Origin of the sequence: Streptomyces sp. CB09001 (genome assembly GCF_003369795.1) — a bacterium.
In the GTDB taxonomy this organism is placed as follows: domain Bacteria; phylum Actinomycetota; class Actinomycetes; order Streptomycetales; family Streptomycetaceae; genus Streptomyces.
Window position 1 is genome coordinate 952,804 of record NZ_CP026730.1, and the last position, 23,685, is coordinate 976,488.

24 protein-coding genes and 7 tRNA genes are annotated in these 23,685 nt (G+C 72.2%); 10 read left to right on the plus strand and 21 right to left on the minus strand.

Annotated elements, in window-relative coordinates; translation table 11 throughout:
• Positions 1–2 precede the first annotated feature (2 nt).
• Together C4J65_RS04390 and C4J65_RS04395 are read right to left on the minus strand one after the other, a co-directional pair.
• Complete coding sequence (locus C4J65_RS04390) at positions 3–1,295, minus strand: hypothetical protein (RefSeq protein WP_115741190.1); 1,293 nt, start codon at positions 1,293–1,295, stop codon at positions 3–5.
• Positions 1,292–1,858 (minus strand): DUF4365 domain-containing protein, encoded by a 567-nt coding sequence (locus C4J65_RS04395; RefSeq protein WP_115741191.1) that lies wholly within the window; start codon positions 1,856–1,858, stop codon positions 1,292–1,294. The genes C4J65_RS04390 and C4J65_RS04395 overlap by 4 nt, the downstream gene beginning before the upstream one ends.
• Before the next feature lie 171 nt (positions 1,859–2,029).
• On the opposite strand from C4J65_RS04395, the gene C4J65_RS04400 reads away from it, so the two are divergent.
• Complete coding sequence (locus tag C4J65_RS04400) at positions 2,030–2,755, plus strand: 3'-5' exonuclease (RefSeq protein WP_115741192.1); 726 nt, start codon at positions 2,030–2,032, stop codon at positions 2,753–2,755.
• 129 nt (positions 2,756–2,884) lie between these two features.
• On the opposite strand, the gene C4J65_RS04405 is transcribed toward C4J65_RS04400, so the two are convergent.
• From C4J65_RS04405 to C4J65_RS04445, 9 genes are all read right to left on the minus strand, one after another.
• Positions 2,885–2,956 (minus strand) — tRNA-Val (locus C4J65_RS04405).
• 39 nt (positions 2,957–2,995) lie between these two features.
• A complete protein-coding gene (locus C4J65_RS04410) occupies positions 2,996–3,454 on the minus strand; it encodes an SRPBCC family protein (protein ID WP_115741193.1) in 459 nt (152 codons plus the stop codon).
• A 39-nt stretch (positions 3,455–3,493) separates the two neighbouring features.
• Positions 3,494–6,232 carry a Tat pathway signal sequence domain protein gene (locus C4J65_RS04415; protein WP_115741194.1) on the minus strand — a complete coding sequence of 913 codons (2,739 nt, stop codon included), beginning with the start codon at positions 6,230–6,232 and terminating at the stop codon, positions 3,494–3,496.
• Between the two features lie 151 nt (positions 6,233–6,383).
• A complete protein-coding gene (locus C4J65_RS04420) occupies positions 6,384–6,983 on the minus strand; it encodes a hypothetical protein (RefSeq protein WP_115741195.1) in 600 nt (199 codons plus the stop codon).
• A gap of 13 nt (positions 6,984–6,996) precedes the next feature.
• Complete coding sequence (locus C4J65_RS04425) at positions 6,997–7,908, minus strand: carbohydrate ABC transporter permease (protein WP_115741196.1); 912 nt, start codon at positions 7,906–7,908, stop codon at positions 6,997–6,999.
• Entirely contained in the window at positions 7,905–8,903 is a 999-nt protein-coding gene (locus tag C4J65_RS04430; RefSeq protein ID WP_162833012.1) for a sugar ABC transporter permease, read from the minus strand. The genes C4J65_RS04425 and C4J65_RS04430 overlap by 4 nt, the downstream gene beginning before the upstream one ends.
• On the minus strand, positions 8,903–10,204 hold the full coding sequence (locus C4J65_RS04435) for an extracellular solute-binding protein (protein WP_115741197.1): 1,302 nt from the start codon (positions 10,202–10,204) through the stop codon (positions 8,903–8,905). Before C4J65_RS04435 ends, C4J65_RS04430 begins: the two co-directional genes overlap by 1 nt.
• A 353-nt stretch (positions 10,205–10,557) precedes the next feature.
• Positions 10,558–10,629 (minus strand) — tRNA-Val (locus tag C4J65_RS04440).
• Between the two features lie 100 nt (positions 10,630–10,729).
• The gene (locus C4J65_RS04445) at positions 10,730–11,182 is read right to left on the minus strand and encodes a TIGR02611 family protein (RefSeq protein WP_115741198.1); all 453 of its coding nucleotides are present in this window, start codon (positions 11,180–11,182) and stop codon (positions 10,730–10,732) included.
• A gap of 191 nt (positions 11,183–11,373) precedes the next feature.
• Here C4J65_RS04445 and C4J65_RS04450 point away from each other — a divergent pair, with 191 nt between their 5' ends.
• Together C4J65_RS04450 and C4J65_RS04455 are read left to right on the plus strand one after the other, a co-directional pair.
• A complete protein-coding gene (locus C4J65_RS04450; protein ID WP_004002642.1) occupies positions 11,374–11,787 on the plus strand; it encodes an SsgA family sporulation/cell division regulator in 414 nt (137 codons plus the stop codon).
• 279 nt (positions 11,788–12,066) lie between these two features.
• Complete coding sequence (locus tag C4J65_RS04455; protein WP_115741199.1) at positions 12,067–12,627, plus strand: CGNR zinc finger domain-containing protein; 561 nt, start codon at positions 12,067–12,069, stop codon at positions 12,625–12,627.
• Between the two features lie 80 nt (positions 12,628–12,707).
• Here the strand turns inward: C4J65_RS04455 and C4J65_RS04460 are convergent, their stop codons facing one another.
• The gene (locus C4J65_RS04460) at positions 12,708–12,887 is read right to left on the minus strand and encodes a hypothetical protein (RefSeq protein WP_003977283.1); all 180 of its coding nucleotides are present in this window, start codon (positions 12,885–12,887) and stop codon (positions 12,708–12,710) included.
• A 232-nt stretch (positions 12,888–13,119) separates the two neighbouring features.
• Positions 13,120–13,575: a hypothetical protein gene (locus C4J65_RS04465; protein ID WP_115741200.1), complete on the minus strand. Its 456-nt coding sequence runs from the start codon at positions 13,573–13,575 to the stop codon at positions 13,120–13,122.
• Positions 13,576–13,767: 192 nt separating this feature from the next.
• On the opposite strand from C4J65_RS04465, the gene C4J65_RS04470 reads away from it, so the two are divergent.
• A complete protein-coding gene (locus C4J65_RS04470; protein ID WP_162833013.1) occupies positions 13,768–14,280 on the plus strand; it encodes a DsbA family protein in 513 nt (170 codons plus the stop codon).
• 68 nt (positions 14,281–14,348) lie between these two features.
• Here C4J65_RS04470 and C4J65_RS04475 read toward each other — a convergent pair whose 3' ends face one another.
• The 3 genes from C4J65_RS04475 to C4J65_RS04485 form a co-directional block, all read right to left on the minus strand.
• A complete protein-coding gene (locus C4J65_RS04475) occupies positions 14,349–15,173 on the minus strand; it encodes a GNAT family N-acetyltransferase (RefSeq protein ID WP_162833014.1) in 825 nt (274 codons plus the stop codon).
• 101 nt (positions 15,174–15,274) lie between these two features.
• On the minus strand, positions 15,275–16,096 hold the full coding sequence (locus tag C4J65_RS04480; RefSeq protein ID WP_115741203.1) for an aminodeoxychorismate lyase: 822 nt from the start codon (positions 16,094–16,096) through the stop codon (positions 15,275–15,277).
• Positions 16,093–17,154, minus strand: coding sequence for a chorismate-binding protein (locus tag C4J65_RS04485; protein ID WP_115741204.1), 1,062 nt, complete (start codon positions 17,152–17,154; stop codon positions 16,093–16,095). The genes C4J65_RS04480 and C4J65_RS04485 overlap by 4 nt, the downstream gene beginning before the upstream one ends.
• Before the next feature lie 177 nt (positions 17,155–17,331).
• On the opposite strand from C4J65_RS04485, the gene C4J65_RS04490 reads away from it, so the two are divergent.
• The 5 genes from C4J65_RS04490 (at position 17,332) to C4J65_RS04510 (ending at position 17,797) form a co-directional block, all read left to right on the plus strand.
• A tRNA-Gly gene (locus tag C4J65_RS04490) sits at positions 17,332–17,404 on the plus strand.
• Between the two features lie 38 nt (positions 17,405–17,442).
• Positions 17,443–17,516, plus strand: a tRNA-Cys gene (locus C4J65_RS04495).
• A gap of 1 nt (position 17,517) precedes the next feature.
• Positions 17,518–17,589, plus strand: a tRNA-Val gene (locus C4J65_RS04500).
• 36 nt (positions 17,590–17,625) lie between these two features.
• Positions 17,626–17,697: transfer RNA gene (locus tag C4J65_RS04505), tRNA-Val, on the plus strand.
• A gap of 28 nt (positions 17,698–17,725) precedes the next feature.
• A tRNA-Val gene (locus C4J65_RS04510) sits at positions 17,726–17,797 on the plus strand.
• A 55-nt stretch (positions 17,798–17,852) separates the two neighbouring features.
• Here C4J65_RS04510 and C4J65_RS04515 read toward each other — a convergent pair.
• The 3 genes from C4J65_RS04515 to C4J65_RS04525 all read right to left on the minus strand — a co-directional run bounded on the left by C4J65_RS04515 (position 17,853) and on the right by C4J65_RS04525 (position 19,554).
• A complete protein-coding gene (locus C4J65_RS04515) occupies positions 17,853–18,140 on the minus strand; it encodes a zf-TFIIB domain-containing protein (protein ID WP_109033875.1) in 288 nt (95 codons plus the stop codon).
• Between the two features lie 101 nt (positions 18,141–18,241).
• The gene (locus C4J65_RS04520) at positions 18,242–19,177 is read right to left on the minus strand and encodes an aminoglycoside phosphotransferase family protein (RefSeq protein WP_115741205.1); all 936 of its coding nucleotides are present in this window, start codon (positions 19,175–19,177) and stop codon (positions 18,242–18,244) included.
• Positions 19,178–19,371: 194 nt separating this feature from the next.
• Positions 19,372–19,554: a hypothetical protein gene (locus C4J65_RS04525; RefSeq protein ID WP_115741206.1), complete on the minus strand. Its 183-nt coding sequence runs from the start codon at positions 19,552–19,554 to the stop codon at positions 19,372–19,374.
• A 600-nt stretch (positions 19,555–20,154) separates the two neighbouring features.
• Between C4J65_RS04525 and C4J65_RS04530 the strand changes: the two genes are divergently transcribed.
• Entirely contained in the window at positions 20,155–21,573 is a 1,419-nt protein-coding gene (locus C4J65_RS04530; protein WP_162833015.1) for a serine/threonine-protein kinase, read from the plus strand.
• Between the two features lie 21 nt (positions 21,574–21,594).
• Here the strand turns inward: C4J65_RS04530 and C4J65_RS04535 are convergent, their stop codons facing one another.
• Together C4J65_RS04535 and cobA are read right to left on the minus strand one after the other, a co-directional pair.
• Positions 21,595–22,413: an RNA methyltransferase gene (locus C4J65_RS04535; protein WP_115741208.1), complete on the minus strand. Its 819-nt coding sequence runs from the start codon at positions 22,411–22,413 to the stop codon at positions 21,595–21,597.
• Between the two features lies 1 nt (position 22,414).
• Positions 22,415–23,647, minus strand: a complete 1,233-nt coding sequence (cobA, locus tag C4J65_RS04540) for a uroporphyrinogen-III C-methyltransferase (RefSeq protein ID WP_115741209.1) — start codon at positions 23,645–23,647, stop codon at positions 22,415–22,417.
• Positions 23,648–23,685: the final 38 nt, after the last annotated feature.

The window sequence follows — 23,685 nt, forward strand, 5'->3', positions numbered from 1 at the left end:
AATCAGTCTCCGCAGGCCCCTCCGTCGCCGCAGGCCGCTCCGTCGCCGCAGGCCTCCTCGAAGAAGGCCGCGACCTCGACGTGCTCCTGGACGGCCTTCAGCAGCCGGTCCCGCTCGGCGTCGTCGACCTGGACGGGCGCGATCTCGCAGGCGCCGGTGAGCCGGCGGAACCCGCCCCGGCTCTCCAGCCGCCCCAGCATCCGCACCGGCAGCCCGACGAGGTGGGCGTGCCCGGCGATCCGGTAGGCCTCCTCGTCCAGCGCGACGCGCACGTGCGGCACCTCGGCCCCGGCCAGTACCCGCAGCCGTACGGTGCCCGGGCCGCGGGGTCCGGGCCGACGCATACGGACGACGGTGCCGGTGATCCGCACCGGCACGGAGGGCTCCGCGCGCAGGTAGCGGGCGGCGGCCTCGCGCAGCGCGGGCAGGTCGCCCGGCGAGAACTCGACGGGTTCGGTGAGGGTGCCGCAGCCCTCGGGCGCGCCCGTGGCAGGCGCCCAGCCGATGGCTATCCGGGCGCCCTCGGTGCCCCGGACCAGGGCGACCAGGGACTCGGTCAGCTCGTGGCTGACCCCGGCCGCGACGGCCGAGTCGAAGGCCTCCGCACCACCGGTGGCCCGCCGGTAGTCGACGGCCTCGCGGGCGGCGTACAGGGCCTGGTGCAGGCGTACGGCCAGGGGACGGCCGGTGCCGACCGGCAGGAACGCCGTGAGGTGGCGGCCACCGGGGGCGGGGCCCACCAGGACGTGCTCCAGGGCGGTCTCGGCGGCGCGCCGGTGCCGGGCGCCGTAGTAGCCGGCACGCGCGCGGGTGGCGAGCGCCCCGGCGAGGAGCATGCGGCGGGCGGCGGAGCGCAGCTGCTCCTCGGTCGTCCAGGTGGCGGTGGAGCCGGGTCCCGTCGGCATGTCGCGTTCCCAGCGGATCTCGTCGCTGGGGACGGCGAGGGAGAGCAGGATCTCGCGGGCGGCGGGCGTGCCGCTGCGGGACAGGGCGAGCAGCGCCTCGCCGAGCAGGTCGTCGCTGTCGGGGAAGGCGCGGCTGACGGGCACCAGGAGGCTGGTGACACCCGCGGCCGGGCCCGGCGGGGTCCAGCGGCCGTAGCGGCCGGCGGCACCGCCGCGCCGTCGCCAGCCGTGCCGGTGGAGCAGGGCGGTCAGCACGGCCGGGTCGACGGTGCCGGGCTCGGGCGGGGTGCCGTCACGGGGGCGGTCGTCGGGGGCGTCGGCCGGGTGCGGCCGTACGGACCGGAGGGGCTCGACGGGCCGCGGGGGGCCGCCGGTCGGGCGGTGCGTCATGGTTTCCCTCCCGTCCCGACCCGCGTCATGATCTCGCACAGCGCCCGGTCGTCGAAGATCCGCGCGGTCGGCATCCGCACGGTGGTGCGCCGCCGGCCCGTGACGGGGTGTCCGGCGAGGTTCGTCCAGTAGCAGCAGTGTCTGAGGTCGAGCCGGTCGTGTCCGGCGCGCAGCCACTGGTCCCGGGACCGGGGGACGATCATCACGACAAGGATCTTGTGCACCGAGACCGGGGTGCGGGCGAGCTTGGTCAGGTGGTCGTTGTCGAGGGTGAAGGAGAAGGACCGGCCGGGCGGCCCGGGCGCGATCTGGTAGGTCGCCTTGAGCTGCACCTTGATGGTGACCTCGTCGTCGACGGTGTGCCCCGGGGCGCTGTGGCTGACATGCCAGTCGATGCCGTTGTCCGGGAGGGGCTGGGAGAGCGAGCAGCCCGCCGCGGCGGCGACCGCGTGGAGGTAGCCGACCTGCAGGGTCTCCATGCAGGCGGTGGTGGCGAGGGAGCCGCGTGAGGGCGTGGTGCGCTCCGGCAGCAGCCCGCCCCGTTCGGGCTGCGCAATGGCCATGACCAACAGCCTTCCAGAACTGGTGAATCCCCGTTGCGGGTCTGTGAACTGCAAAGACCCGTACTCCTGTTGTGTCCTTCCGGCGTACGTCGCAAACAGCCCGGGTATCACCGAACCCGGACAAGGGACGGCGCGTCAGCTGCCGCGCTCGGACGAGGAGTTGAGTGCCCTATGACGAGCTGGTTCGAGGGGCCGTTGGCCGCCTTCGACACGGAGACGACGGGTGTGGACACCGAGACCGACCGGATCGTGTCGGCCGCCCTCGTCGTCCAGGACGCGCCGGGACTGCGCCCGCGGGTGACCCGGTGGCTGGTGAACCCGGGCGTGCCGGTGCCCGAGTCGGCGACGGCGGTGCACGGGCTGACGCAGGAGTACGTGCAGCGTCACGGGCGGTGGCCGGCGCCGGTGATGTACGAGATGGCGGAGGCACTGACCGAGCAGGCCCGCGCCGGGCGCCCGCTGGTGGTGATGAACGCGCCGTTCGACCTCACGCTGCTGGACCGGGAGTTGCGCAGGCATCGCGCCTCGTCGCTGGGCCGCTGGCTGGAGCGGACGTCGCTGCACGTGCTGGACCCGCACGTGCTGGACAAGCACCTGGACCGCTACCGCAAGGGCCGTCGTACGCTCACCGACCTGTGCGCGCACTACGGCGTGGAGTTGGCGGGCGCGCACGACGCGGCGGCCGACGCCCTGGCGGCGCTGGAGGTCGTACGGGCGGTGGGGCGCCGCTTCCAGTCGCGCCTCGAGCGCCTCTCCCCCGCCGAGCTGCACACCCTTCAGGCGGTGTGGCACGCCGGGCAGGCGCGCGGACTGCAGGCGTGGTTCGCGCTCAACGGCACCGAGGAGGCGGTGGACCCGGCCTGGCCCCTGCGCCCGGATCTGTCGGCGGCGGCGTGACCTTTCCGCTCCGGCCCGGGACGGGGGTGTGGGTGGCGGAGCCCCCACAACGCGCGGCGAAGCCGCGCAGAAACGAAGAGAGCGACGTGGTCCGCGTATTTTTGCGGACACACGTCGCTCTCGCGAGCGTGGGCGATACTGGGTTCGAACCAGTGACCTCTTCGGTGTGAACGAAGCGCTCTCCCACTGAGCTAATCGCCCGGGAACGCACTGAACAATACAGGGCGCCCGGCGATTCCATCAAACCGCTTGCCGGCAGCCTGCCAGGTACACCGCGAGACCCCGTCGTCCCGCCCGCATCATGAGTCGGTGGTTGGCCCGGAACAGGGGCCGTCCCGGTACGGCGAGGCGGCGCAGCAGCGGCTTGCGGACGACGACCTCCTGGTCGTAGCGGACGAGGGTGGCGGAGCCGTGCGGGGCGACCGTCCAGCGTGCCCAGCCCTCCATGTCACCGCTCATCGCGACCTCCAGCACCCCCGCGGCCGGGTCCCGTCGTCCCTCCCGAACGGTGGCGGTCAGCGCGTACGGGAGCAGGGAGCGGAACCGGAGGAGGCCGCTGGTGTCGTCGAGCCGGGTGACCTCGCGGACCTGGGGCCACCAGCGGGGGTAGTCCTCGATGCGTTCCAGGGCCCGGTAGACGTCCGGGGCGGGCGCGGGCAGCGGCCACAGGCTGCGGAAGCGGTAATGGTTCCAGTCCACCCGTGCAGTGTGCCCGCGCCGGCGCCCCGTACGGGCCCGCTACGGCATCCTGTCCCCCAGGAGTGCGAGGTTCTCGATGGCGGCCAGGCCGTAGAGCGCGGTGTCGTTGGTGGACACCCAGCTCGCCTCGGCGCCCGGGACGAGGGTGAGGGGGCCGCTCAGTTTCTGCGTCGTCCAGGGCGCCGACTCCTTGTAGCCGTCGGAGTCGTAGAACTTCTGCCACGCGCGCGTGGCGAGCTTGTCGTCGCCGGTCCGTACGGCCGCGTAGGCGTCGAGGCGGGAGTGGCCCTGGAAGAGGATGAGGCTGCCGAAGTTGGCGCCGTAGCGTTCGGCCTGTTCGGACTTGTTCGCGTTGAAGTAGCGGCAGTAGTCGTAGTACGCCTCCTCGAACTTCGGCAGGTCGACGAGGTCGATCAGTTCGGCGCACAGTTCGTTCAGGCCGAAGACGGCGGACAGGTGGGAGACCTCGACCTTCGGGGTGTCGGCGACGGCGAACTTCCCGGTGTCCAGGTCGTAGAGGCCGCTGCCCTGGACGAAGCCGTTGGGCTGGGCGGCGATGGTCTCCATGGTGGACAGGACGCGGTCCCTGGCCTTCTCCCACTTGGGGCCCTTGCGTTCCCACTCGGTGAGCCAGGCCGAGACCAGGCCGCTCCAGTCGGTGCCGAAACCGACCGACAGGGCGTTGCGGTCGGGGGTGTAGGGCTCGGTGCGGATCTTGCGGAGCGGGTCGAGGGCGAGGAAGGTCTCGTCGGAGTCGACGTTGGCGTGCATGAGGTCGCCGACGCGTTCGTCGGCGGTGAGGAAGTAGTAGAAGCGCCGGTAGGTGGTGTTGGCGATGCGCTGCTGCTTGGCGCTGTCGGCGTAGTGCTGGACGCCGTGCCGGGTGCCGAGCCCGGCCCATTGGCCCAGGTGATAGACGTCCACCTCGCCGGTGTGCCGGGTCATGGCCTCGGCGAAGCGGAAGATGTCGGCGCGGCCGGAGCGCAGGTAGGCGTACCAGAGCCAGAGGTCCGGGGAGAGTTCGGAGTTGCCCCAGGCGTAGCCGCCGATGTCGTACCGCCAGGTGTGCCGGCTGGCGTCGTAGGTGTGCATGATGTCGCCGTAGTCCCAGAAGCCGTACCAACGGCGCTGCTCCACCTGGTCCTTGTAGTAGGTGAAGAGGAAGTCGAGGTGGTCCTCGATCCTGGCCTTGGCGGGAGTGGAGCGGTCGGGCTCGGAGTAGAGGCCCGGGCCGAAGACCCCGGCCTTGATGAGCTGCTTGGGCGGGGCGGCCAGTTGCGGGAGTACGCGCACCGCCTGGACCTGTTCGGCGAGTTGCCCGGCGCTCGGGGTGGCGGCGTTGGCCCAGAAGAGGAGTTCCGAGGTGCGGGCGATGCCGTAGGGGGTGCCGAACTCCGGCTCGTAGTCCTCGTAGGTGATGTTGAGGCCTTCGAGCTGCTCGGGGAACGTGTCCTGGCCCATGCCGTCGTGGTAGAAGCGCAGGTCCATGGGCTGGGCCTCGGGTGACCAGAGCCAGAGGGTGACCTCGGCCTCGTCGGTCTGGGCGTCCCGGATGTCGAGCTGGGCGGGGTGTTTCTCCCAGAAGTCCCGCAGGCCGAAGGAGAGGCCGCCGCTCACGCCGCCGACGTAGCCGAAGCCGGAGGCGCGCCGGCCGCCGCCCGCGCCGATCCAGCCGTGGCCCTTCTTGGTGCGCTTGCGCAGGGTGAAGCCGTCGGCGGACAGCTGGGCGAGGGTGTAGTCGCCCCATTCGGGGATGTACTTCAGGCGGGTGGTGACCCGCTGGTCCCAGGTGGCGGGGTCGGGCAGCTTCTCGCCGGCGAACTGCGCCGCCTGGACGGCGGCCCCCGGGTCGCGGCGCAGGCCGGTGATGCCCTTGACGGCCTCGCGGAGCAGGCCGGTGCCCTCACCGCCGATGCGGATGTGGCGGTCGTAGGCCTCGTCGCGCATCGGGACGGTGAAGCGGACGCCGAGGCCGCGGATGAAGTCGCCGCTCGCCTTTCCGGGCTCCTGCTTCCCGTCGAACGTGATGGTGTGCACCATGCGGAAGGAGTCGGCTCCCGCGTAGAAGTAGAGGCGGATGGAGAAGGGGAGCCAACCGCGGTGGCCCTTGCGGTGCTTGCCGTCGATGCGGACGACGGCTCGGACCGGGCCCTCCTGTTCGACCTTCACCTCGTCGATCGCGCCGTCGAAGCGCTCGTACTTCACGGTGCCCTGGTCGCCGTCCTCGATCTCGGGCTGGCGCAGCAGGACGAGGCGGCCGTTCTTGGCGATCTCGGTGGAGCCCCGGGTGACCGACTTGATCAGGGCCGATCCGGTCGTGCCGATTCTGGCGGTGACGACGCCGGTCGATATGTCGATGGTGCCGCCGTGCCGCGTGACGGTGACCTTCTTGGCGGGGGCGGCCGGGGTTCCGGCCGCGAGGGTGAGCTTGCCGTTGCCCGAACCGACGGCGTGGGCCGTCCACTTGAGGGAGCCGTCGGGCCAGTGGGCGAGCGGCCAGGACTGTACGGGTACGGCCTTGCCGTCCGCGTCCGTGACGGCGAACGGCTGGTCCTCCCGGAAGGTGCCCCTGGGCCAGGGGACGCCGACGGTGGAGCCGGGGGCGGCGCCGAGGCCGCCGTCCTCCAGCCAGGTCAGGGTGACGGGGCCGTCGTCGGCGGCCGGGGCGGCGGCGGGCGCGGCCTGTGCGTTCTTCGTGCCCAGTGCCCAGCTGAACTGGGCGGCGGCACCGGCGACGGCGGCCGCCTTGAGGAGGGACCTGCGGGGAATCGGGGACATGGCCTTTCCTTTCCGTGCGGGGATGGCAGGGGTGTCAAAGGCATGAGGGGTGTCAAGGGCATGACAGATAGAGGTACGGCTTGGAGACACCGACCTCGGTACGCAGGGGGGCCGCCGCGGCACGGGGCCACCCCGGGGCGAAGGCGCCGGGTCAACGGCGCCGGTAGCGCTCCTCCACCGCCACGGCCGCCGCGGCGACGGCGCCCAGTACGGCGACGGCCAGCGGTGCGCTGAACCAGGCGGAGCAGACCACGACGGCCAGCCCGCCGACGAGGAGGAAGGAACCTGCGGGGTCGAGCACGGTGCGCCGGCCCGCCCGGGCGAGCAACGACCGCCAGGAGGCGCCGGGGTGCCAGTCCGCCGCCGCGCGCAGCCCCGCGACGGCCGCGCCGATCAGGGCGAGGACGCCGACGGCGCCGACCAGCGGGCCACCGGGCAGGCCGTCCCGTACGGCCCGTACGTCGATCCACACCACCGCGAGGGCGGCCCAGCCGGCGACCCCGACGAGCCACCCGTGGCGTACCGCCGCCCGGAAGTCGGAGGCGAACTCCCGCCAGCCGCCCCGCTCGTGGGCCAGCCGGCGCCCGAGGTGCCGCGCGCCGGCCGCGAACGCGGCGGGGTAGGTGACCAGCCCCAGCGCCGCCACCGCGATCCACACTCCGGTGAGCAGGCACTCGGCGAACAGGGCGAAACCCTGGGCGAACCGGGACTCCCCCGGCTCCGGACGGGCCTTGGCACGCGCTTCGGTCATCGGAAATCCCACCTCAGCCCTTCAGGCCGGACGTCGCCATGCCGTCGATCAGATAGCGCTGGAAGGCCAGGAAGAAGGCGAGGACCGGCAGCAGGGCGACGAGCGACATGGCGATCATGCCGCCGTAGTTCGCCAGGCCCTCCTGGTCCACGAACATCTTCAGGCCGAGGGAGATCGTGTACTTGCCGGGCTCGTTGAGGTAGATCAGCGGGCCCATGAAGTCGTTCCAGGAGTTGATGAAGGTGAAGATCGCGCTGGTGATCAGCGCCGGCCTGCACAGCGGGAGCACGATCGACCAGTAGATGCGGAAGTGCCCGCAGCCGTCGAGGCGGGCCGCCTCGTCCAGCTCCCGGGGGAGGTTGCGCATGAACTGCACCATCAGGAAGACGAAGAACGCCTCGGTGGCCAGGTACTTTCCCAGCAGCAGCGGGGTGTACGTGTTGATCATGTCCAGGTTGCGGAAGAGCACGTACTGCGGGATCAGCAGCACGTGGTACGGCAGCAGCAGCGTGCCGATCATCAGCGTGAACAACAGGTTGCGGCCGGCGAACCTGATCTTGGCGAAGGCGTAGGCCGTCAGCGAGCAGGACACCACGATCCCGATCACGGAACCGACGGCGAGGAAGAGCGAGTTGACGAAGAACGTGGAGATCGAGATGTCCGCGATGCCGTCGGCGAGGCTCGTGTAGTTGTCCGTGATCGGGTCGCCGGGGAAGAGGTCCAGGCTGCCGACGATGTCGCCGCTCTCCTTGAAGGAGCCGCCGATCACCCAGAGCACCGGGTAGAGGATCACGGCGAGGACCGCCAGCGACCCGAGGTGCCAGGCGAGCGACCCGGGCAGCCCGCGCCGGAGTACGGCCGTCCTGTCGGTCCGGGGCGGTGGGGCCTCGGTGGCCGGTGTGGCGTCGGTGGCCTGCGCGCTCATCGGCCGCCCTCCTCGTAGTGCACCCAGCGCTTCTGGGACCAGAACAGCACCGCGGTGACCAGGGCGACCGCGACCAGCAGCATCCACGCCATGGCGGAGGCCAGGCCCATGCGGCTGTTCTCGAAGCCCTGGACGTACAGGTAGCAGGTGTAGACCATCGTGCCGTCCGCGGGACCGCAGGCGTTGCCTCCGGCGCCGCCGCCGACGATGTAGGCCGAGCTGAAGATCTGGAAGGAGTGGATGGTCTCCAGCAGGACGTTGAAGAAGAGGACCGGGGAGATCATCGGCAGGGTGATGTTCCAGAACTGCCGCAGCCTCCCCGCGCCGTCCACGTCGGCCGCCTCGTACAGCTCGCGCGGGACCTGCTTCAGACCGGCCAGGAAGATGACCATCGGGGCGCCGAACTGCCAGACGGTGAGTGCCACGAGACTGTAGATGATCAGTTCCGGGTCGCCGGTCCAGCCGCCGGCGTCGATGCCGAAGAGCTGCTGGGTACGGTCGACGACCGCGTCGTCCGAGAAGATCGCCTTCCACACGATGGCGACGGACACGCTCGCGCCGATCAGTGACGGGGCGTAGAAGGCGGCCCGGTAGAAGGCCTGTCCGCGCCGCTTCTGGGCCAGCAGCAGCGCGACACCGAGCGCCGCGATCAGCTTGATCGGCGTGCCGACGACGACGTACCAGAGCGTGATCCTGACCGAGTGGCGCCAGCGCGGGTCGCCGAACATCTCGGAGAAGTTGTCCAGGCCGATCCACCTGGGGGCGTCGAACAGGTTGTAGTCGGTGAACGCGAAGTAGAGCGAGGCGACCATCGGGCCGGCCGTCAGCAGCAGGAACCCGGCGATCCAGGGGGACATGAACAGGTATCCGGCCAGGTTCTCCCGGCGGCCCCGCCGCTTCAGCTCGGCGGGGCGCGGAACCTTCACCGGGCCGTGCCGCGGCCCGGGGTCCGCCCGGTCCTCCAGCGCGGGAGCGTGTGTCACGGCGCTTCCCATCAGCCGGCGAGAGCCGTCTTCGACTCGGTGAAGAACTGCTCGACGGCCTCCTCGACGGACCGCGAGCCCAGCGCCATCTCCTCGGCGATGCGCAGGAACGCGGCCTCGCAGATGTCGGCCCCGTTCGGGTGCGGGGTGATCTGCTCCAGGACACCGGCCTCGACGAGCGACTCCTCGTAGGCGGCGATGGCCTTGTTGACCGGGTCGGTGGGCCGGTAGGCGTCGTACTGGGCCTGTGTGGTGGGGACACCGCGGTCGTAGCCCATGATCTTGGCGACCTCGGGGTCGTGGACCATGAAGTCGATGAACTGGGCGACTTCCCTGGGGTGCTCGGTGCGCTTGTAGCCGCTGAGCATCAGCGAGCCGAGGTACTGGCCGGTGCGCTTGCCGTCCGTGGTGGGGATCGGCGCGAGTCCGTACTCGCTCTTGCCCTCGGAGGTGTAGCGGACGGTGAAGTTGTCCCAGGTGAACTCACTGCCGGCGAGTTCCGCGGACAGGGCCGACTTGGGCTTGATCTGGGCGACCTTCTTGGCGTCGGCGAACAGGCCGGACTTCACACCCTGCTCCGCCTTGGTCCACCAGGTGGTCAGATCCGCCTCGGTGAAGCCGAGTCCGTCCTTGGTGAAGAAGGCCTTGCCGTTCTGGCGGAGGTACAGGTCGTAGAGGTACATGACGCCGTACATGCCGCTGTCCCCGGCCCGGCCGGTCCTGTCGCGGACCTTCGTCATCGCCTCGTCGAAGTCGTCCCACGTCCAGCCCTGTTCGGGCTTGATTCCGGCCCGGGTGTAGACGGGCTTGTCGATGACCAGCGCCATCGAGTTGGAACCCACGGGCACGCCGAGGAGCTTGCCGTCGATCTCGCCGAACTTCTCCAGGCCCGCGCGGAATCCGTCCATGGAGAGGTTTCCCGCATCGACCTGTCCGCTCAGATCGAGCAGGACATTCTTGGCGTCGTATTTACGGAGAAATCCGATGGCAATCTGGAAGACGTCCGGTGGATTCCCCCCGGAGGCCTGGGTGTTGAACTTCTTCCAGAAGTCCGTGTACGGCTGGAAGTCGGTCTTGACCTTGATCTTCGGATACTTCTTCTCGAAGAGCGCGATGGTCTTGTTGATGCGTTCCGCCCGGTCCTCGGCGCCCCACCAGGAGTAACGGATCGTCACCGTTCCGTCTCCGGAGCCGCTGCCGCCGCCGCACGCGGTGGCCGTGGCCCCCAGTCCGGCGACAGCCAGTGAGGCCCCCGCCGCCTTGAGGATCGTGCGCCTTCCGGCCTGCCGCTCCGCATTCCCGCCCTGCTGCATACGAGCCTCCCCGCGACGTCGCTTCCGCCTCATGAATCGTTTCAAGTAAGCGCTTGCTGGCACAAGGTACGGAGGGCCCACGGGTGCGTCAATGATTCGGACAGGAATTGATGGACGGGGGTCGCGACCGGTCCGGCACTCCGTTCGGGAAACGCCGTCCGGCGCCCGGGAGAACCCACAGGTCGGCGCGGTGCGACCGACCGGCCGAACAGCCGCGGGGCCGCGGAGAGCCGTGACTCCGAAGGTCACGGTTGGGTGAAGGCGGGCGGATGCGGAATGCCCGGGCACCTGGGCTCGGCACACACGAAGGCGGCCCGGCTCACGATCGTGAGCCGGGCCGCCTGATGATCCGGTGGGCGATACTGGGTTCGAACCAGTGACCTCTTCGGTGTGAACGAAGCGCTCTCCCACTGAGCTAATCGCCCGGACGCAGGGAGAACATTACCCCATGTCAGAGCCACCGGTGACCAGCGGAGGCCACGCCGACGCACCCGTGCGGGCGGTCGGGCGCACCCCCGCGGGCGGTCACTGGTCCTTGATCTTCCACGGCAGCTCGAGGCCGAACTTCCAGAGGTAGATCCCGGCCAGCACGGCGACGATCACCACGCCGATCGAGGTCAGGATGATGTTCCGGCGCCGCACCTTCGGATCGAGGGCACGCTGCGCCGCCTCGGTGACCTTGCGCTTGGTCCAGCGCAGCACCAGCTGGGCCCAGACGAACTCGGTCGCCCAGATCGCCATGCCGCCGAAGATCACGACCCAGCCCGGTCCGGGCAGCACCAGCATGGCGACGCCGGCCAGCACCACCGCGAGGCCGACGACGAAGACGCCGACCTGCCAGCTCAGGTGCAGCGCACGGCGCGCCTTGACGAATTCCGGTGCCCGCGAACCGAGCGCTCGCTCGGCCGTGGCCTCGTCCGTCCCCGTACGGTCTGCCGCCACGGCCGCCTCGCCGGGCTTGTTACTCCCCGTGTTCATACGGCCAAACACTACCGGAGCGAAACCTGTCACCGGAATGGGCGCAGGACCCGAACGGTCCGTCGGCCGGAAGAGTTACGTAAACACACGCAAAACACTCAGAGGGGTTTACAACGGCACCGTAGGTGGCATGTCGATTTCGCCGACGTGCGAATCCCCGAGCGCACACTGAGCGAAAGGCCCTGGCGCTTATGAACACCACGGTCAGCTGCGAGCTGCACCTGCGCCTCGTTGTGTCGAGCGAGTCCTCCCTGCCTGTCCCCGCAGGCCTGCGGTACGACACGGCCGACCCCTACGCCGTGCACGCCACCTTCCACACCGGAGCCGAGGAGACCGTCGAGTGGGTGTTCGCCCGCGACCTCCTCGCCGAAGGTCTCCACCGTCCCACCGGCACCGGCGACGTCCGAGTCTGGCCGTCCCGCAGTCACGGCCAGGGCGTCGTGTGCATCGCTCTCAGCTCCCCGGAGGGCGAGGCACTGCTCGAGGCCCCGGCGCGGGCCCTGGAGTCCTTCCTGAAGCGCACAGACGCCGCCGTGCCCCCCGGCACGGAACACCGGCACTTCGATCTCGATCAGGAGCTCTCGCACATCCTGGCGGAAAGCTAGGGCGGGGCCCCGCGTGAAGCCGCCCGTCGCCGTCGACTCGGGGTGACGGCACGGGCCCGGACAACCGCATACGGCACACACGGCGTCGTCGCCGCGGATCTCCCGCGGGGGCGACGCCGCCGCGTGCGCGGCGGCGGGGAACGAAGACGGGCCGGCCGCCGTTGTAGAGGCAACCGACGACCGGGACCGGCTCGCGGCCGGTTCGCCCGCCGCGCGAGCCACTACCATCGGCCAGCATCGGCGGGCGCCCGCCCGACCCCCCAGGCCAGGGAGCGAAACGTGCTGATCACCCACGACACCCGGTGCGCGCTCGACACCGTGGTGGATCTGGTGAACACCGTGCCGGAGGACGAATCGGCTCCGGACGGGCTGGCGGACGTCCCGGCCCTCCAGGAATTCGTGGGAACGCACGAAATCAGCGACGTCGGTGTGCTCACGGAACTCGATCTCTCGGCGGTGCGGAGGATTCGCGCGCGGTTCGCGGCGGTCTTCGCCGCTCCGGACGCCCGGACCGCCGCGGGACTGATCAACGACCTCGTCGCGGCCGCCGGCACCACACCCCGGCTGACCGACCACGACGGCTACGACTGGCACGTCCACTATTTCGCGCCCGGCGCCTCCGTCGCGGACCACCTGACGGCGGACTGCGGGATGGCCCTGGCGTTCTTCGTGGTGGCCGGGGAGCAGGAGCGGCTGCGGCGGTGCGAGGCCCCCGACTGCCGGCGCGCCTTCGTCGACCTCTCCCGGAACCGCTCGCGGCGGTACTGCGACAGCCGCACCTGCGGAAACCGCTTGCACGTGGCCGCCTACCGGGCCCGGCGCAAGGAGGCGGCGGGCTGACACCGCCCTTCGGGGCCGGTGCGGACGCGGGGACGGCGACGCGGCCCCCGGCGGGTGGCGCCGGGGAGCGCGGGTACGGCTCACAGCAACAGCAGATCGTGCAACGAAGCCATGAGCAGCAGACACCCGATCACCGCTAGGAAGATCATGAGCGGTGGCTGGGAAAGGGCGAAGAGGCAGCCGCGTGGTTCGTCCTGCACCCGCGCGGTTTCGCTCTGTCTCGTGTCCAGCTGGGAATCCAGCTGAGTGGTGTCCGGCATCTCGCCGCGATGATGACGCAGCGGGTGGGGTTTACGCGATCAACACGCCCGTTATGACCGGCTGTTGGTTGAATGTCGCAATGTCCGGTCGGATCGTGATCATTCCGGAGCACGGGCTGTCGGGCTCGGACCGCTGTGCCGTTCAGCCCCGGAGGCCGGCCGTCACGTCCCGTGCCTCATGTCCCGTGTCTCATGTCCCGTGTCTCATGTCCCGTGGCTCAGATCCCGTGGCTCAGATCCCGTGCTTCTTGAGGATGGCCTCGATGTCGCTGAAGTCGTCGTCACCGCCCCCGGACGCCTTTGCCGGGCGGGAGGCGGGCCGGCCGGCGGGCCGGGGGGAGCCCGATCCGAGGGAGGGGGCGGAGGCCTCCGGAGCCACCGCATCGCGCTGTGCCGCGGCCCGGGCCTCCTTGCGCTCCTTGCGGGTGCCGCCGCGGCGGCGCTCCACCGCGCGTGTGGTCATGAAGAGCACCCAGGCCACGCCCAGCACCCCGAAGCCGGCCCAGGCCACCGGGCTGAAGGCCGTGTCGGCCAGCCACTCGACGACCCCGGTCATGACCAGGCCGATCGGGACCAGCGAGTAGGCCGCGATACGGGCAGCGGTCAGGAAACGCCTGCGGTACGCGGTGACCGCCGCGATGCCCAGGCCCGCCGCGGACACCGCGGAACAGACGGTCTCGGCAATCATCCGGTCCTCCAGGGCTGGGCTCGGTCGGGCACGAGTACTTCGTCCCTTCCATCCTGCACCGTCCGCCCGCCGCGGGGCCATGCCGGAGGACCGAGATCAGGGAGATCTCGGGGTCGGCTCCTCCGCAGGTGCTGGTGGGCGTGGTCACGACGCCGGTTGGGGCGTCGTGCCGCTGGCTGGGAGGATGGGGGCATGAGCGACTCCTCCCCCGCCCGTCCCGCCGTGCCCGTCCTCGACGTCTGGTGCGAGCTGCAGTGCCCGGACTGCCACACCGCCCTGGACGACCTCCGCGCTCTACGGGCCCGCTACGGCGACCGTCTGGAGGTGCGGCTGCGGCACTTCCCGCTGGAGAAGCACAAGCACGCCTTCGCCGCCGCGCAGGCCGCCGAGGAGGCCGTCGCCCAGGGCCGGGGCTGGCCGTACGCCGAAGCGGTCCTGGACCGGGTCGGGGAGCTGGACCGTGGGGGAGAACCCTTCCTGGTAGAGATCGCCCGGGAACTGGGACTGGACGCCGAGGAGTTCGACACGGCGCTCATCGACGGCCGGCACATCCTGATCGTCGACGCCGACCAGGCCGAGGGCAAGGCGATCGGCGTGACCGGCACCCCCACGTACGTGATCGGCGGCGAGCGCCTCGACGGCGGCAAGAGCCAGGAAGGGCTCCGCGAGCGCATCGAGGAGATCGCGGACCGGCTGCTGGCCTAGGCCCTGTCGTCACATTCCCGGCGTCCGCCCGGAGCGCGGGCTCGGCGGCGTCGGATCGCCGCCCGCCGTCACAGCAGCGGCTTGCAGTAGCTGTACCGCGTGGTCTCGTAGCCGAGCGACTCGTAGAGCCGCTCGGCGGCGGTGTTCCCCGCGAAGACGTTGAGGCCGATCAGGGAGCGGCCGGCGGTGACCGCCTGGGCCTCGGCCAGCAGCATCAGGGTGCGGCCGTGTCCCCGGCCCCGGTGCGGAGCGTCGGCCTCGACGTCGAAGACGAAGGCCCGGTCCTCGCGCAGTGCCAGCCACAGGGTCCCGACTCGCTCGCCCTCGTGCTCCAACACGCTGAACCGCATGTTCTCGGTGGCCGGCCCCCGAGGCAGCAGCACTTCGTGATCGCGGCGGGCCTTCGCGTGCGCGTCGGCCTCGGGCACGCCCCGCTCCATCCAGGTCCGGGCGTAGCGCTCCGACTCGTACGCGTGCCAGGCGGCGAAGTCCTCGGGCGTCATGGGCCGCGCCCGGCTGCCCGGGGGCAGGGTGGGCGGGGCGTCGCCGAGCGGCTTGGCCATGGCGCGGTTGCGTACGGCGTAACCGAGTGCCTGCGCGAGCCGCGAGCCCGCCTCGGCGTCGCCGGCGACGCCCGCCTCGATCTGCCGGCAGCCCCAGGCGCGTGCCACCTCCTCCGCGGCGAGCGCGGCCACCGTGCCCCGGCCGCGTCGGCGGTCCGGCTCGTCGACGCGCAGCTTGTGGATCACGGCCACCGAGTCGCCGAGGGAGGGCGAGGTGCCGAGGTGCAGCACGCCGACGGGACGGCTGTTCACACACACCTGGTAGTGGCGCGAACGGGTCCCGTCGGCTGCGCGCTGGAGCGGCTCGGTCGGCCGCAGGGTCGTGGTCATCACGGCAGTTCTACCCGCCGTGGACGAGAACGTCAGCCGAATATCGCGGCTTCGAGGGCGGCTTCGAGGGCGGCTTCGAGGACGCAGGCCGCCGCTCCCCGTCACGGATCCAGGTCGTCCCCGGACCGCTCCTCGAAGATCCGCATGGCCTTGGCCGTCACCGGGCCCCGGGCCCCGGGCAGTTCACGGTCGTCGACCCGGTGCACGGCCTGTACGTCCCGCAGCGTCGAGGTCAGGAAGACCTCGTCGGCGCGCTCCAGGACGTCCAGCGGGAGGTCGGTCTCGCGGGCGCCGGTCCATTCGGCGGCCAGGGCGCGGGTGATCCCGGCGAGGCAGCCGGAGGCGACCGGCGGGGTGTGGATCTCGCCGTCGAGGACGACGAAGACGTTCGACCCGGTGCCCTCGCACAGCCGGCCCACCGTGTTGCCGAACAGCGCCTCGGAGGCGCCCCGTTCGCGGGCGCGGGCCAGGGCGACGACGTTCTCGGCGTAGGAGGTGGTCTTCAGGCCGGTGAGCGCGCCGCGTTCGTTGCGGGTCCAGGGCACCGTGATCACGGCGGTGGAGTCGGGGCGGCGGCCGGTCTCGCCGAGGGCGACGACGAGGGTCGGGCCGTACTCGCCGCGGTCGGAGCCGAGCGGGCCGTGGCCGCCGGTGTAGGTGATGCGCAGCCGGCCCAGCGGCATCGGGTTGGCCTCCAGCACGGCGGCGCAGGCGCGGCGGACCTCGTCGAGGTCGGGGGCGGGCAGGCCGAGGCCGCGGGCCGAGCGGCTCAGCCGGTCCAGGTGCCGGGTCAGCGCGAACGGCCTGCCGTCCACCGCCTTCACGGTCTCGAAGATGCCGTCGCCCACGGTCAGCCCGTGGTCGAGGACGGAGACGCGGGCAGCGCCGATGTCCTGCAGCCCGCCGTCGAGCCAGATCTTCACGTCGCCAGCGCCTCTCCCGTCGCGTTCACCTCGTACGCCCCCGACGCTACCGCGAGCAACCGGGCGGCCTTCAGTTCGGTCTCCCGCCACTCGCCCTCCGGGTCGGAGCCCCAGGTGATGCCGGCGCCGGTGCCGAAACGCAGCCGGGCCTCGCCGTCGGCGGCGCGCTCGATCCAGAAGGTGCGGATGCCGACGGCCAGCTCGCCCGTGCCCCGGTCGGCGTCGACCCAGCCGACGCCCCCGCAGTACGGGCCGCGGGGCGCGGTCTCCAGCGCGTCGATGATCCGCAGGGCGCTGGACTTGGGCGCGCCGGTGACGGACCCGGGCGGGAACGCGGCGTCGAGCAGTTCCGGCCAGCCGGCGTCCACGCGCAGCTCGCCGCGCACCGTGGAGACCAGGTGGACGAGGCCCGGGTGCTTCTCGACGGCGCACAGGTCGGGCACCGTGACCGTGCCGGTGGCGCAGACGCGCCCCAGGTCGTTGCGGACCAGGTCCACGATCATGACGTTCTCGGCGTGGTCCTTCTCCAGCAGGTCGGCCTCGGTCCGCCCGGTCCCCTTGATCGGCCCGGACTCGACCGTGCGGCCGTCCCGGCGCAGGAACAGCTCGGGCGAGGCGGTGGCGATCTCGACGCCGTGTCCGGGCAGCCGGATCGTCCCGGCGTACGGCGCCGGGTTGCCGCGGGCCAGCAGGGCGGTGAGGGCGTCCACGTCGGCTCCGGGGGCGACGGGTGCCGAGAGCACCCGGCAGAGGTTGGCCTGGTAGACCTCGCCGGCGGCTATGTGCGCGCGGATGCGCCGTACGCCCGTCGTGTACGCGGCGTGGTCGAGCGAGGACGTCCAGTCGCCGACGGCGGGACCCCGCCATGCCCCGGTGGTGGGCGCGGGCACCGGCTCGGTCCGCACATCCGCGAAGCGGGCACAGGTCAGGCGGCCTTCGAAGTCCGCGCAGACGGCCCAGAACCCCTCGGATTCGAGGGCGGCGGGATCGCTCGTGACGTCGAGGAGACCGGTGGCGAGGCGGTCGCCGAAGCGGGCGAGTGGCGGGAGGTCGAGCACACTGCCGAGTCTAGGCCGGTGACTCCCGAGTGACCCGAACGTGTCCTTCCGGGTGCCCCGACCAGGTCCGTGACCGGACGCACCGCAGCACGCTGCACAAACGCGTTTTTGTGCTGGCCCCGGAATCCGCTAGAGTTCATCACGTCGCCGGGCCGCGCAAGCGGACCGAACCGACAGGCGGACGTAGCTCAGTTGGTAGAGCGCAACCTTGCCAAGGTTGAGGTCGCGAGTTCGAGCCTCGTCGTCCGCTCGCAGGAAGAGGAGACCTCCCGGGTCTCCTGCACTCCTGGTGGAGTGGCCGAGAGGCGAGGCAACGGCCTGCAAAGCCGTCTACACGGGTTCAAATCCCGTCTCCACCTCCAAGGACGATTAGCTCAGCGGGAGAGCGCTTCCCTGACACGGAAGAGGTCACTGGTTCAATCCCAGTATCGTCCACTGATCCGCAAGGATCACCGATCCGTACGGATCCCCGCGCGATTAGCTCAGCGGGAGAGCGCTTCCCTGACACGGAAGAGGTCACTGGTTCAATCCCAGTATCGCGCACGCAGTACTACCGCACCTGGTGTTTCCAGGACGATTAGCTCAGCGGGAGAGCGCTTCCCTGACACGGAAGAGGTCACTGGTTCAATCCCAGTATCGTCCACACAGAACGAAGCCCCCGGCCGCCTCGAGCGGCCGGGGGCTTCGTCGTGGGCGGGTCAGCTCGAGAAGAGCATGCGGCCGAAGCTCTTCTGGCGGTGGTGGCCGTAGTGGCCGTGACCGCCGCCGTGCGGGGCACCCCAGGCCGGCGCCTGGGCCGCGGGGTACGCCTGCGGCGCGGCGGGCGGGGCCGGCGGAGCGGGCTGGGACCACTGGGCCTCCAGGCGGGTCAGCGACTCCAGCTCGCCGTAGTCGAGGAAGATGCCGCGGCAACCGCTGCACTGCTCGATCTGAACGCCGTTGCGGTTGTAGGTGTGCATCGGTGCGTGGCACTTGGGGCACTGCATGCTCGGCTCAACTCCTCGCCGGTCGGTCCTGCTTCGCGTATCGCCAGGACAGACTCCGTCCCGCCCCGGGTCGGTTGCACCCTACTTCGCGGAACTTCGGCTCAACCCCGTGGGTCGGCGGGCCGTACGGACGCCATGCGCGCGCACGCGTCCACGAGGGAACACTCCACCTCGTCCAGCGCCCGGCCCTCCAGGACCGCCTTGGTGACGGCCCGGGCGGCGGTCTGCGCGGTGAGGGCGCGGGCCGGGACGTCCAGGGCGGGCCACGGGTCGCCGGCGGCGGGGACGGCCGGGCCGCCGGCGGTGCGGTAGGCGGTCAGGAACCGGTGCCACTCCTCGGGCGGGAGCAGCCCGCAGGCGTACCAGGCGGCGGGGCGGGCCAGGTCCCAGGCCGGGACGCCGGTTCCGAGGTCGTCGACGTCGATCAGCAGCCAGGGCCCGTCGGGGGCGGGGTGGCGTATGAGCTGGCCGAGGTGGAGGTCGCCGTGGCAGAGGAGGGCCGGGCCCGGCATGGCGGCCTCGCCGCGCGCCCAGGCGGGGAGCGCGGCCCAGGCCGCCAGCACGGGCCCGGTGGCGGGGTGGTCGGGGGCGGTGCCGCGCAGGCGTGCCGCGGCCAGGGCCGCTTTCGCGGGGCCGCGCATGGGAGGCAGGGCGGCGGGGACCGGTGTGCGGTGGAGGCGGGCGAGGAGGGTCGCCGCGGCTTCCCACGGGGCGGCGTCCGGATCCTCCGGCTCCACGGGCGTGCCGTAGGGCCAGTAGGTGACGAGCCGCCCGTGCACGTCGACGGGGGCCGGGGCGAGCGGGGGCAGCAGCACGCCGGGGAGCAGGGCGGCCGCGGTGACACGGAGGGACAGCTCGGCGGGGTCGGCGTCCGCGGCGTGGGCCTTGGCGACGGTGCCCGCGTGCCGGACGACGGTGGCGTCGGGGCGGTCGGCGAGAGTGGCCGCGCCGCAGGGGCAGGCCGCGGTTCGGGCGTGGGCCGTCTCCCTGACGCGGGCCTCGAGGGCGGGGAGGAGGGTGTGGGCGTCCGTGGTCACGAAGGTGAGGGTACGCAGCAGGCGGAGTGTGCCGCCGCGCTCCCCGTCCCGGCGCTGCCCGGGGAGGGAAAAGCAATGCCGGCGCAGCTCCCCAGCTGCGCCGGCATTTTGCCGTCCGCCGCACCCCCGTCCCCACGGGGTTTCATGGATGGATGTCCCCGCCCGGACCGCTCTTCCGGGCCTGGGGTCGCCGCTCAGCGCCCCAGCACCACACCCACGGACGACGCCTGTGTGGCCACTGTCTCCCACCCGTCGAAGACGAGGAGGAGCAGGACCGCCAGGGGCAGGGCCATCAGCGTCGCCACCGCGGGGTGGCGACGGCCCTGACGGCGGGTTTCCCGTGTGCGGACCAGCGTCCGCGGAACCGTCTGGGCCATGGTCCCTCTCCTGACCGTTCGTTGAGTCGTTCGCGTTGTCTCGTTGCAGCGGCGGGTGTCTGACCTCGGGGGACGAGTTCTGCACCCGCCGCTTGACCTCAAATCTATGCGTCGGGCCATCGCCCGACGTCATGCCCTCGTACCGATTGCCGGGCCTCCCGGAGGATGAGCCGTGACCGGCCGACTACTCCCCTGGGTGGAGATCGGCTCCCCGGTCTCGGGGTCTTCCCGGACGGGGCGCCCACCGTGTCCCGGTATCTCCGGGCTGTCCGGTGACTTCCCTCACTCCGGCCGCCTCCCGGCACACCCCGCCCCGCCCCGGGCAGGGCTCCGCCCGGCGTCGGGCCGTGGGTGCGCCGCCGCTCCCCGTCTCCCCCGCAGGTCCACGGCCGGTTGCCCTCGCCCGTCCCAATCCCTCGGCCGCCGCGGGCGGTTGGGATCACGGGCGGAGGGCGGCCGGCCGGTCCGCGCAGATGCTGACCGCCTCTCAACTCTGGGGCCGGGCACTGACAATCCGTTGTCGCGAGAGGGCGCGGCCTCTGCGCGCGGGCCGCCGGGGAAACGTAAGCTGTGCCACGTCACAGGGACCGGGCAGCGGGGATGAACATGGCGATGATGCGCCTGAGGCGCGAGGACCCGCGCGTCGTCGGCTCGTTCAGGCTTCACAGGCGGCTCGGCGCGGGTGGGATGGGCGTGGTCTACCTGGGCTCCGACAAGAAGGGGCAGCGGGTCGCGCTGAAGGTCATCCGGCCGGACCTGGCGGAGGACCAGGAGTTCCGGTCGAGGTTCGCCCGTGAGGTCTCGGCGGCCCGGCGCATCCGGGGCGGCTGCACCGCCCGGCTGGTCGCCGCGGACCTGGAGGCGGACCGCCCCTGGTTCGCCACGCAGTACGTGCCCGGCCCCTCCCTGCACGACAAGGTCGTCGACGGCGGGCCGCTCGTCGCGGCCGACGTCGCGGCCGTGGGTGCCGCGCTGTCCGAGGGCCTGGTCGCCGTCCACGAGGCCGGGGTGGTGCACCGGGACCTGAAGCCGTCCAACATCCTGCTGTCCCCGAAGGGGCCGCGGATCATCGACTTCGGCATCGCCTGGGCCACCGGTGCCTCCACCCTCACGCACGTCGGCACGGCGGTCGGCTCCCCCGGGTTCCTCGCGCCGGAGCAGGTGCGCGGGGCCGCGGTCACCCCGGCCACGGACGTGTTCTCGCTCGGTGCCACGCTGGCGTACGCGTCGATGGGCGACTCGCCCTTCGGGCACGGCAGTTCCGAGGTGATGCTCTACCGCGTGGTGCACGAGGAGGCCCAGCTGCACGGGGTCCCGGACGCGCTCGCGCCGCTGGTGCGGGCGTGCCTGGCCAAGGACCCCGAAGAACGCCCCAGCACCCTGCAACTGTCACTGCGGCTCAAGGAGATCGCCGCCCGTGAGGCCCAGGGCATGGCCGACGTCCGGCCGCCCGCGCCGCGCAGCGGTGAGGCGGACGTGCCCACGGGGCGGCTCGCCGACACCTATCCGGAGCGTGCCCAGCGGCGCCCGCAGGGGACTCCCGCGCCGCGCGGCACGTCGGGGTCGCGGGGATCCGCGCCCCGGGGTTCCGTCCCGTCGCGGGGCGGAGCACCCTCGCGTGGCGGGACGCCCTCGCGCGGTGGCACACCGTCCCGGGGCGGCGGTACGGGGGCGCGGTCCGGGTCCCGGCCCACGCCGTCCTCCCGCGACACGACCGGCCGGACCCCCTCCCGCAACAACGGCGGCCGGTCCGCACCACGCAGCGGATCCGGTCGTACGGCGCCCAGCACGACGGGGACCCGCTGGCGGCGGCCCGCCAATCCGCGACTGCTGCGGCAGCGTCTGTTCGTGTTCGTGGTCGTGACGCTGCTGGTCGCGCTGGGCATCGCCGCCGCACAGGGCTGCCAGGGGCCCGCGCGGGGGCTCGGCGACGAGCGGGGCGGCGGGGTGCGGGCTACGCAGCAGGAGCGGGTGGACCCGCCGGGCGGCCTCCCGGAGCGGCGGACCCCCGGGCTCTGAAGGCCGGGACCGGACGGCACATCAGGCCGAGGGCCGTCCCGCCGTCACCGCGTAGAAGGCGACCGCGGCCGCCGCGCCCACGTTCAGGGAGTCGACGCCGTGGGACATCGGAATGCGGACCCACGTGTCGGACGCCGCCAGGGCCCGCCGGGACAGGCCGCTGCCCTCGGCGCCCAGCATGAGCGCCACCCGGTCCATGCGGTGCGGGGCGACCGCGTCGAGGGGCTCGGCCCGCTCGTCGGGGGTGAGGGCGAGGAGCGTGAAGCCCGCCTCACCGACCGTCGCCAGACCGGCCGGCCAGGCGTCGAGGCGGGCGTACGGCACGGTGAAGACGGCGCCCATCGAGACCTTGACGCTGCGCCGGTACAGGGGGTCCGCGCAGTCCGGGGAGAGCAGGACCGCGTCCATGCCGAGCGCGGCGGCGGAGCGGAAGATCGCCCCGATGTTGGTGTGGTCGTTCACGGACTCCATGACGACGACGCGGCGGGCGGTCGTCAGGAGGCCGGCGGCCGTGTCCAGCGGCTTGCGCTGCATCGAGGCCAGCGCGCCGCGGTGCACGTGGTAGCCCGTGACGCGTTCGGCGAGCGCCGGGTCCACGACGTACACGGGGGCGGGCGCCTCGTCGATGACGTCGCGCATGGTGTCGACCCACTTGGCGGACAGCAGCATCGAGCGCATCGTGTAGCCCGCCTCGCCGGCCCGCCGGATGACCTTCTCGCCCTCGGCGATGAACAGGCCCTCGGCGGGTTCGCGTCGGCGGCGCAGCTCGACGTCGGTCAGGCCGGTGTAGTCGTGCAGGCGCGGGTCGTCGGGGTCGTCGATGGTGATGAGGTCGGCCATGTCAGACCGTCCCGTACGGACCGACGGCGACGACCTCGCCGACGACGATGACGGCGGGCGGCCTGACCTCCTCGGCGACGGCCACCTCGGCGACGGTGGCGAGGGTCGCGTCCACCCGGCGCTGGGCGGCCGTGGTGCCCTCCTGGACGAGGGCGACCGGAGTGGCGGGGGACTTGCCGTGCGCGATCAGCGTCTCGGCGATCTTGCCGATCTTGTCGACGCCCATGAGGACCACGAGCGTGCCGGTCAGCTTCGCGAGGGACGGCCAGTCGACCAGGGAACGCTCGTCGTCGGGGGCGACATGCCCGCTGACCACGGTGAACTCGTGGGCGACGCCCCGGTGGGTGACCGGGATGCCGGCCGCGCCGGGGACCGAGATGGTGCTGGAGATGCCGGGGACCACGGTGCACGCGATGCCCGCCTCGGCCAGCGCCTGCGCCTCCTCCATGCCCCGGCCGAAGACGAACGGGTCGCCGCCCTTCAGCCGTACGACCGACTTGCCCTGCTTGGCGTGCTCGATCAGCGCGTGGTTGATGGCCTCCTGGGCCATGAAGCGGCCGTAGGGGATCTTGGCCGCGTCGATGACCTCGACGTGCGGCGGCAGCTCGGCGAGCAGGTCGCGGGGCCCGAGCCGGTCGGCGATGACGACGTCGGCCTCGGCGAGCAGGCGGCGGCCGCGGACGGTGATCAGGTCCGGGTCGCCGGGACCGCCGCCGACCAGGGCGACGCCGGGTGTGCGGGTGCGCCGGTGCGGGGCGACGAGGGTGCCGTCGCGCAGGCCTTCCACCACCGCGTCGCGGATGGCGGCCGTGTGGCGGGGGTCGCGGTGGCGCGCGTCGGTGGTGAGCACGGCGACGGTGACGCCCTCGCTGTGTCCGGTCGCCGGGGTCCAGGCCGTGGCCCGGTCGGCGTCGTCGGAGCGGACGCACCACACGCGGTGCCGCTCCCCCTCGGCGGAGGCGGCGTCGTTGGCCGCGGTGTCGCTGGTGGCGATCAGGGCGTACCAGGCCTCGGCGAGGTCCCCGTCCGCGTACGGGCGCTGATCCCAGGTGATCTCGCCCGCGTCCGCCATCGCCTCGACGGACGGGGTCGCCTCCGGGGAGACGAGGCGGATGTCGGCACCGGCCGCGATGAGGGCGGGCAGACGGCGCTGGGCGACCTGTCCGCCGCCGAGGACGACCACGCGACGGCCGGTGAGGCGGAGACCTACGGGGTAGGCGGGGTGTTCGGCCATGAGGGGACGGCTCCTCTTGCGGCGGTGGCGCTGACGTG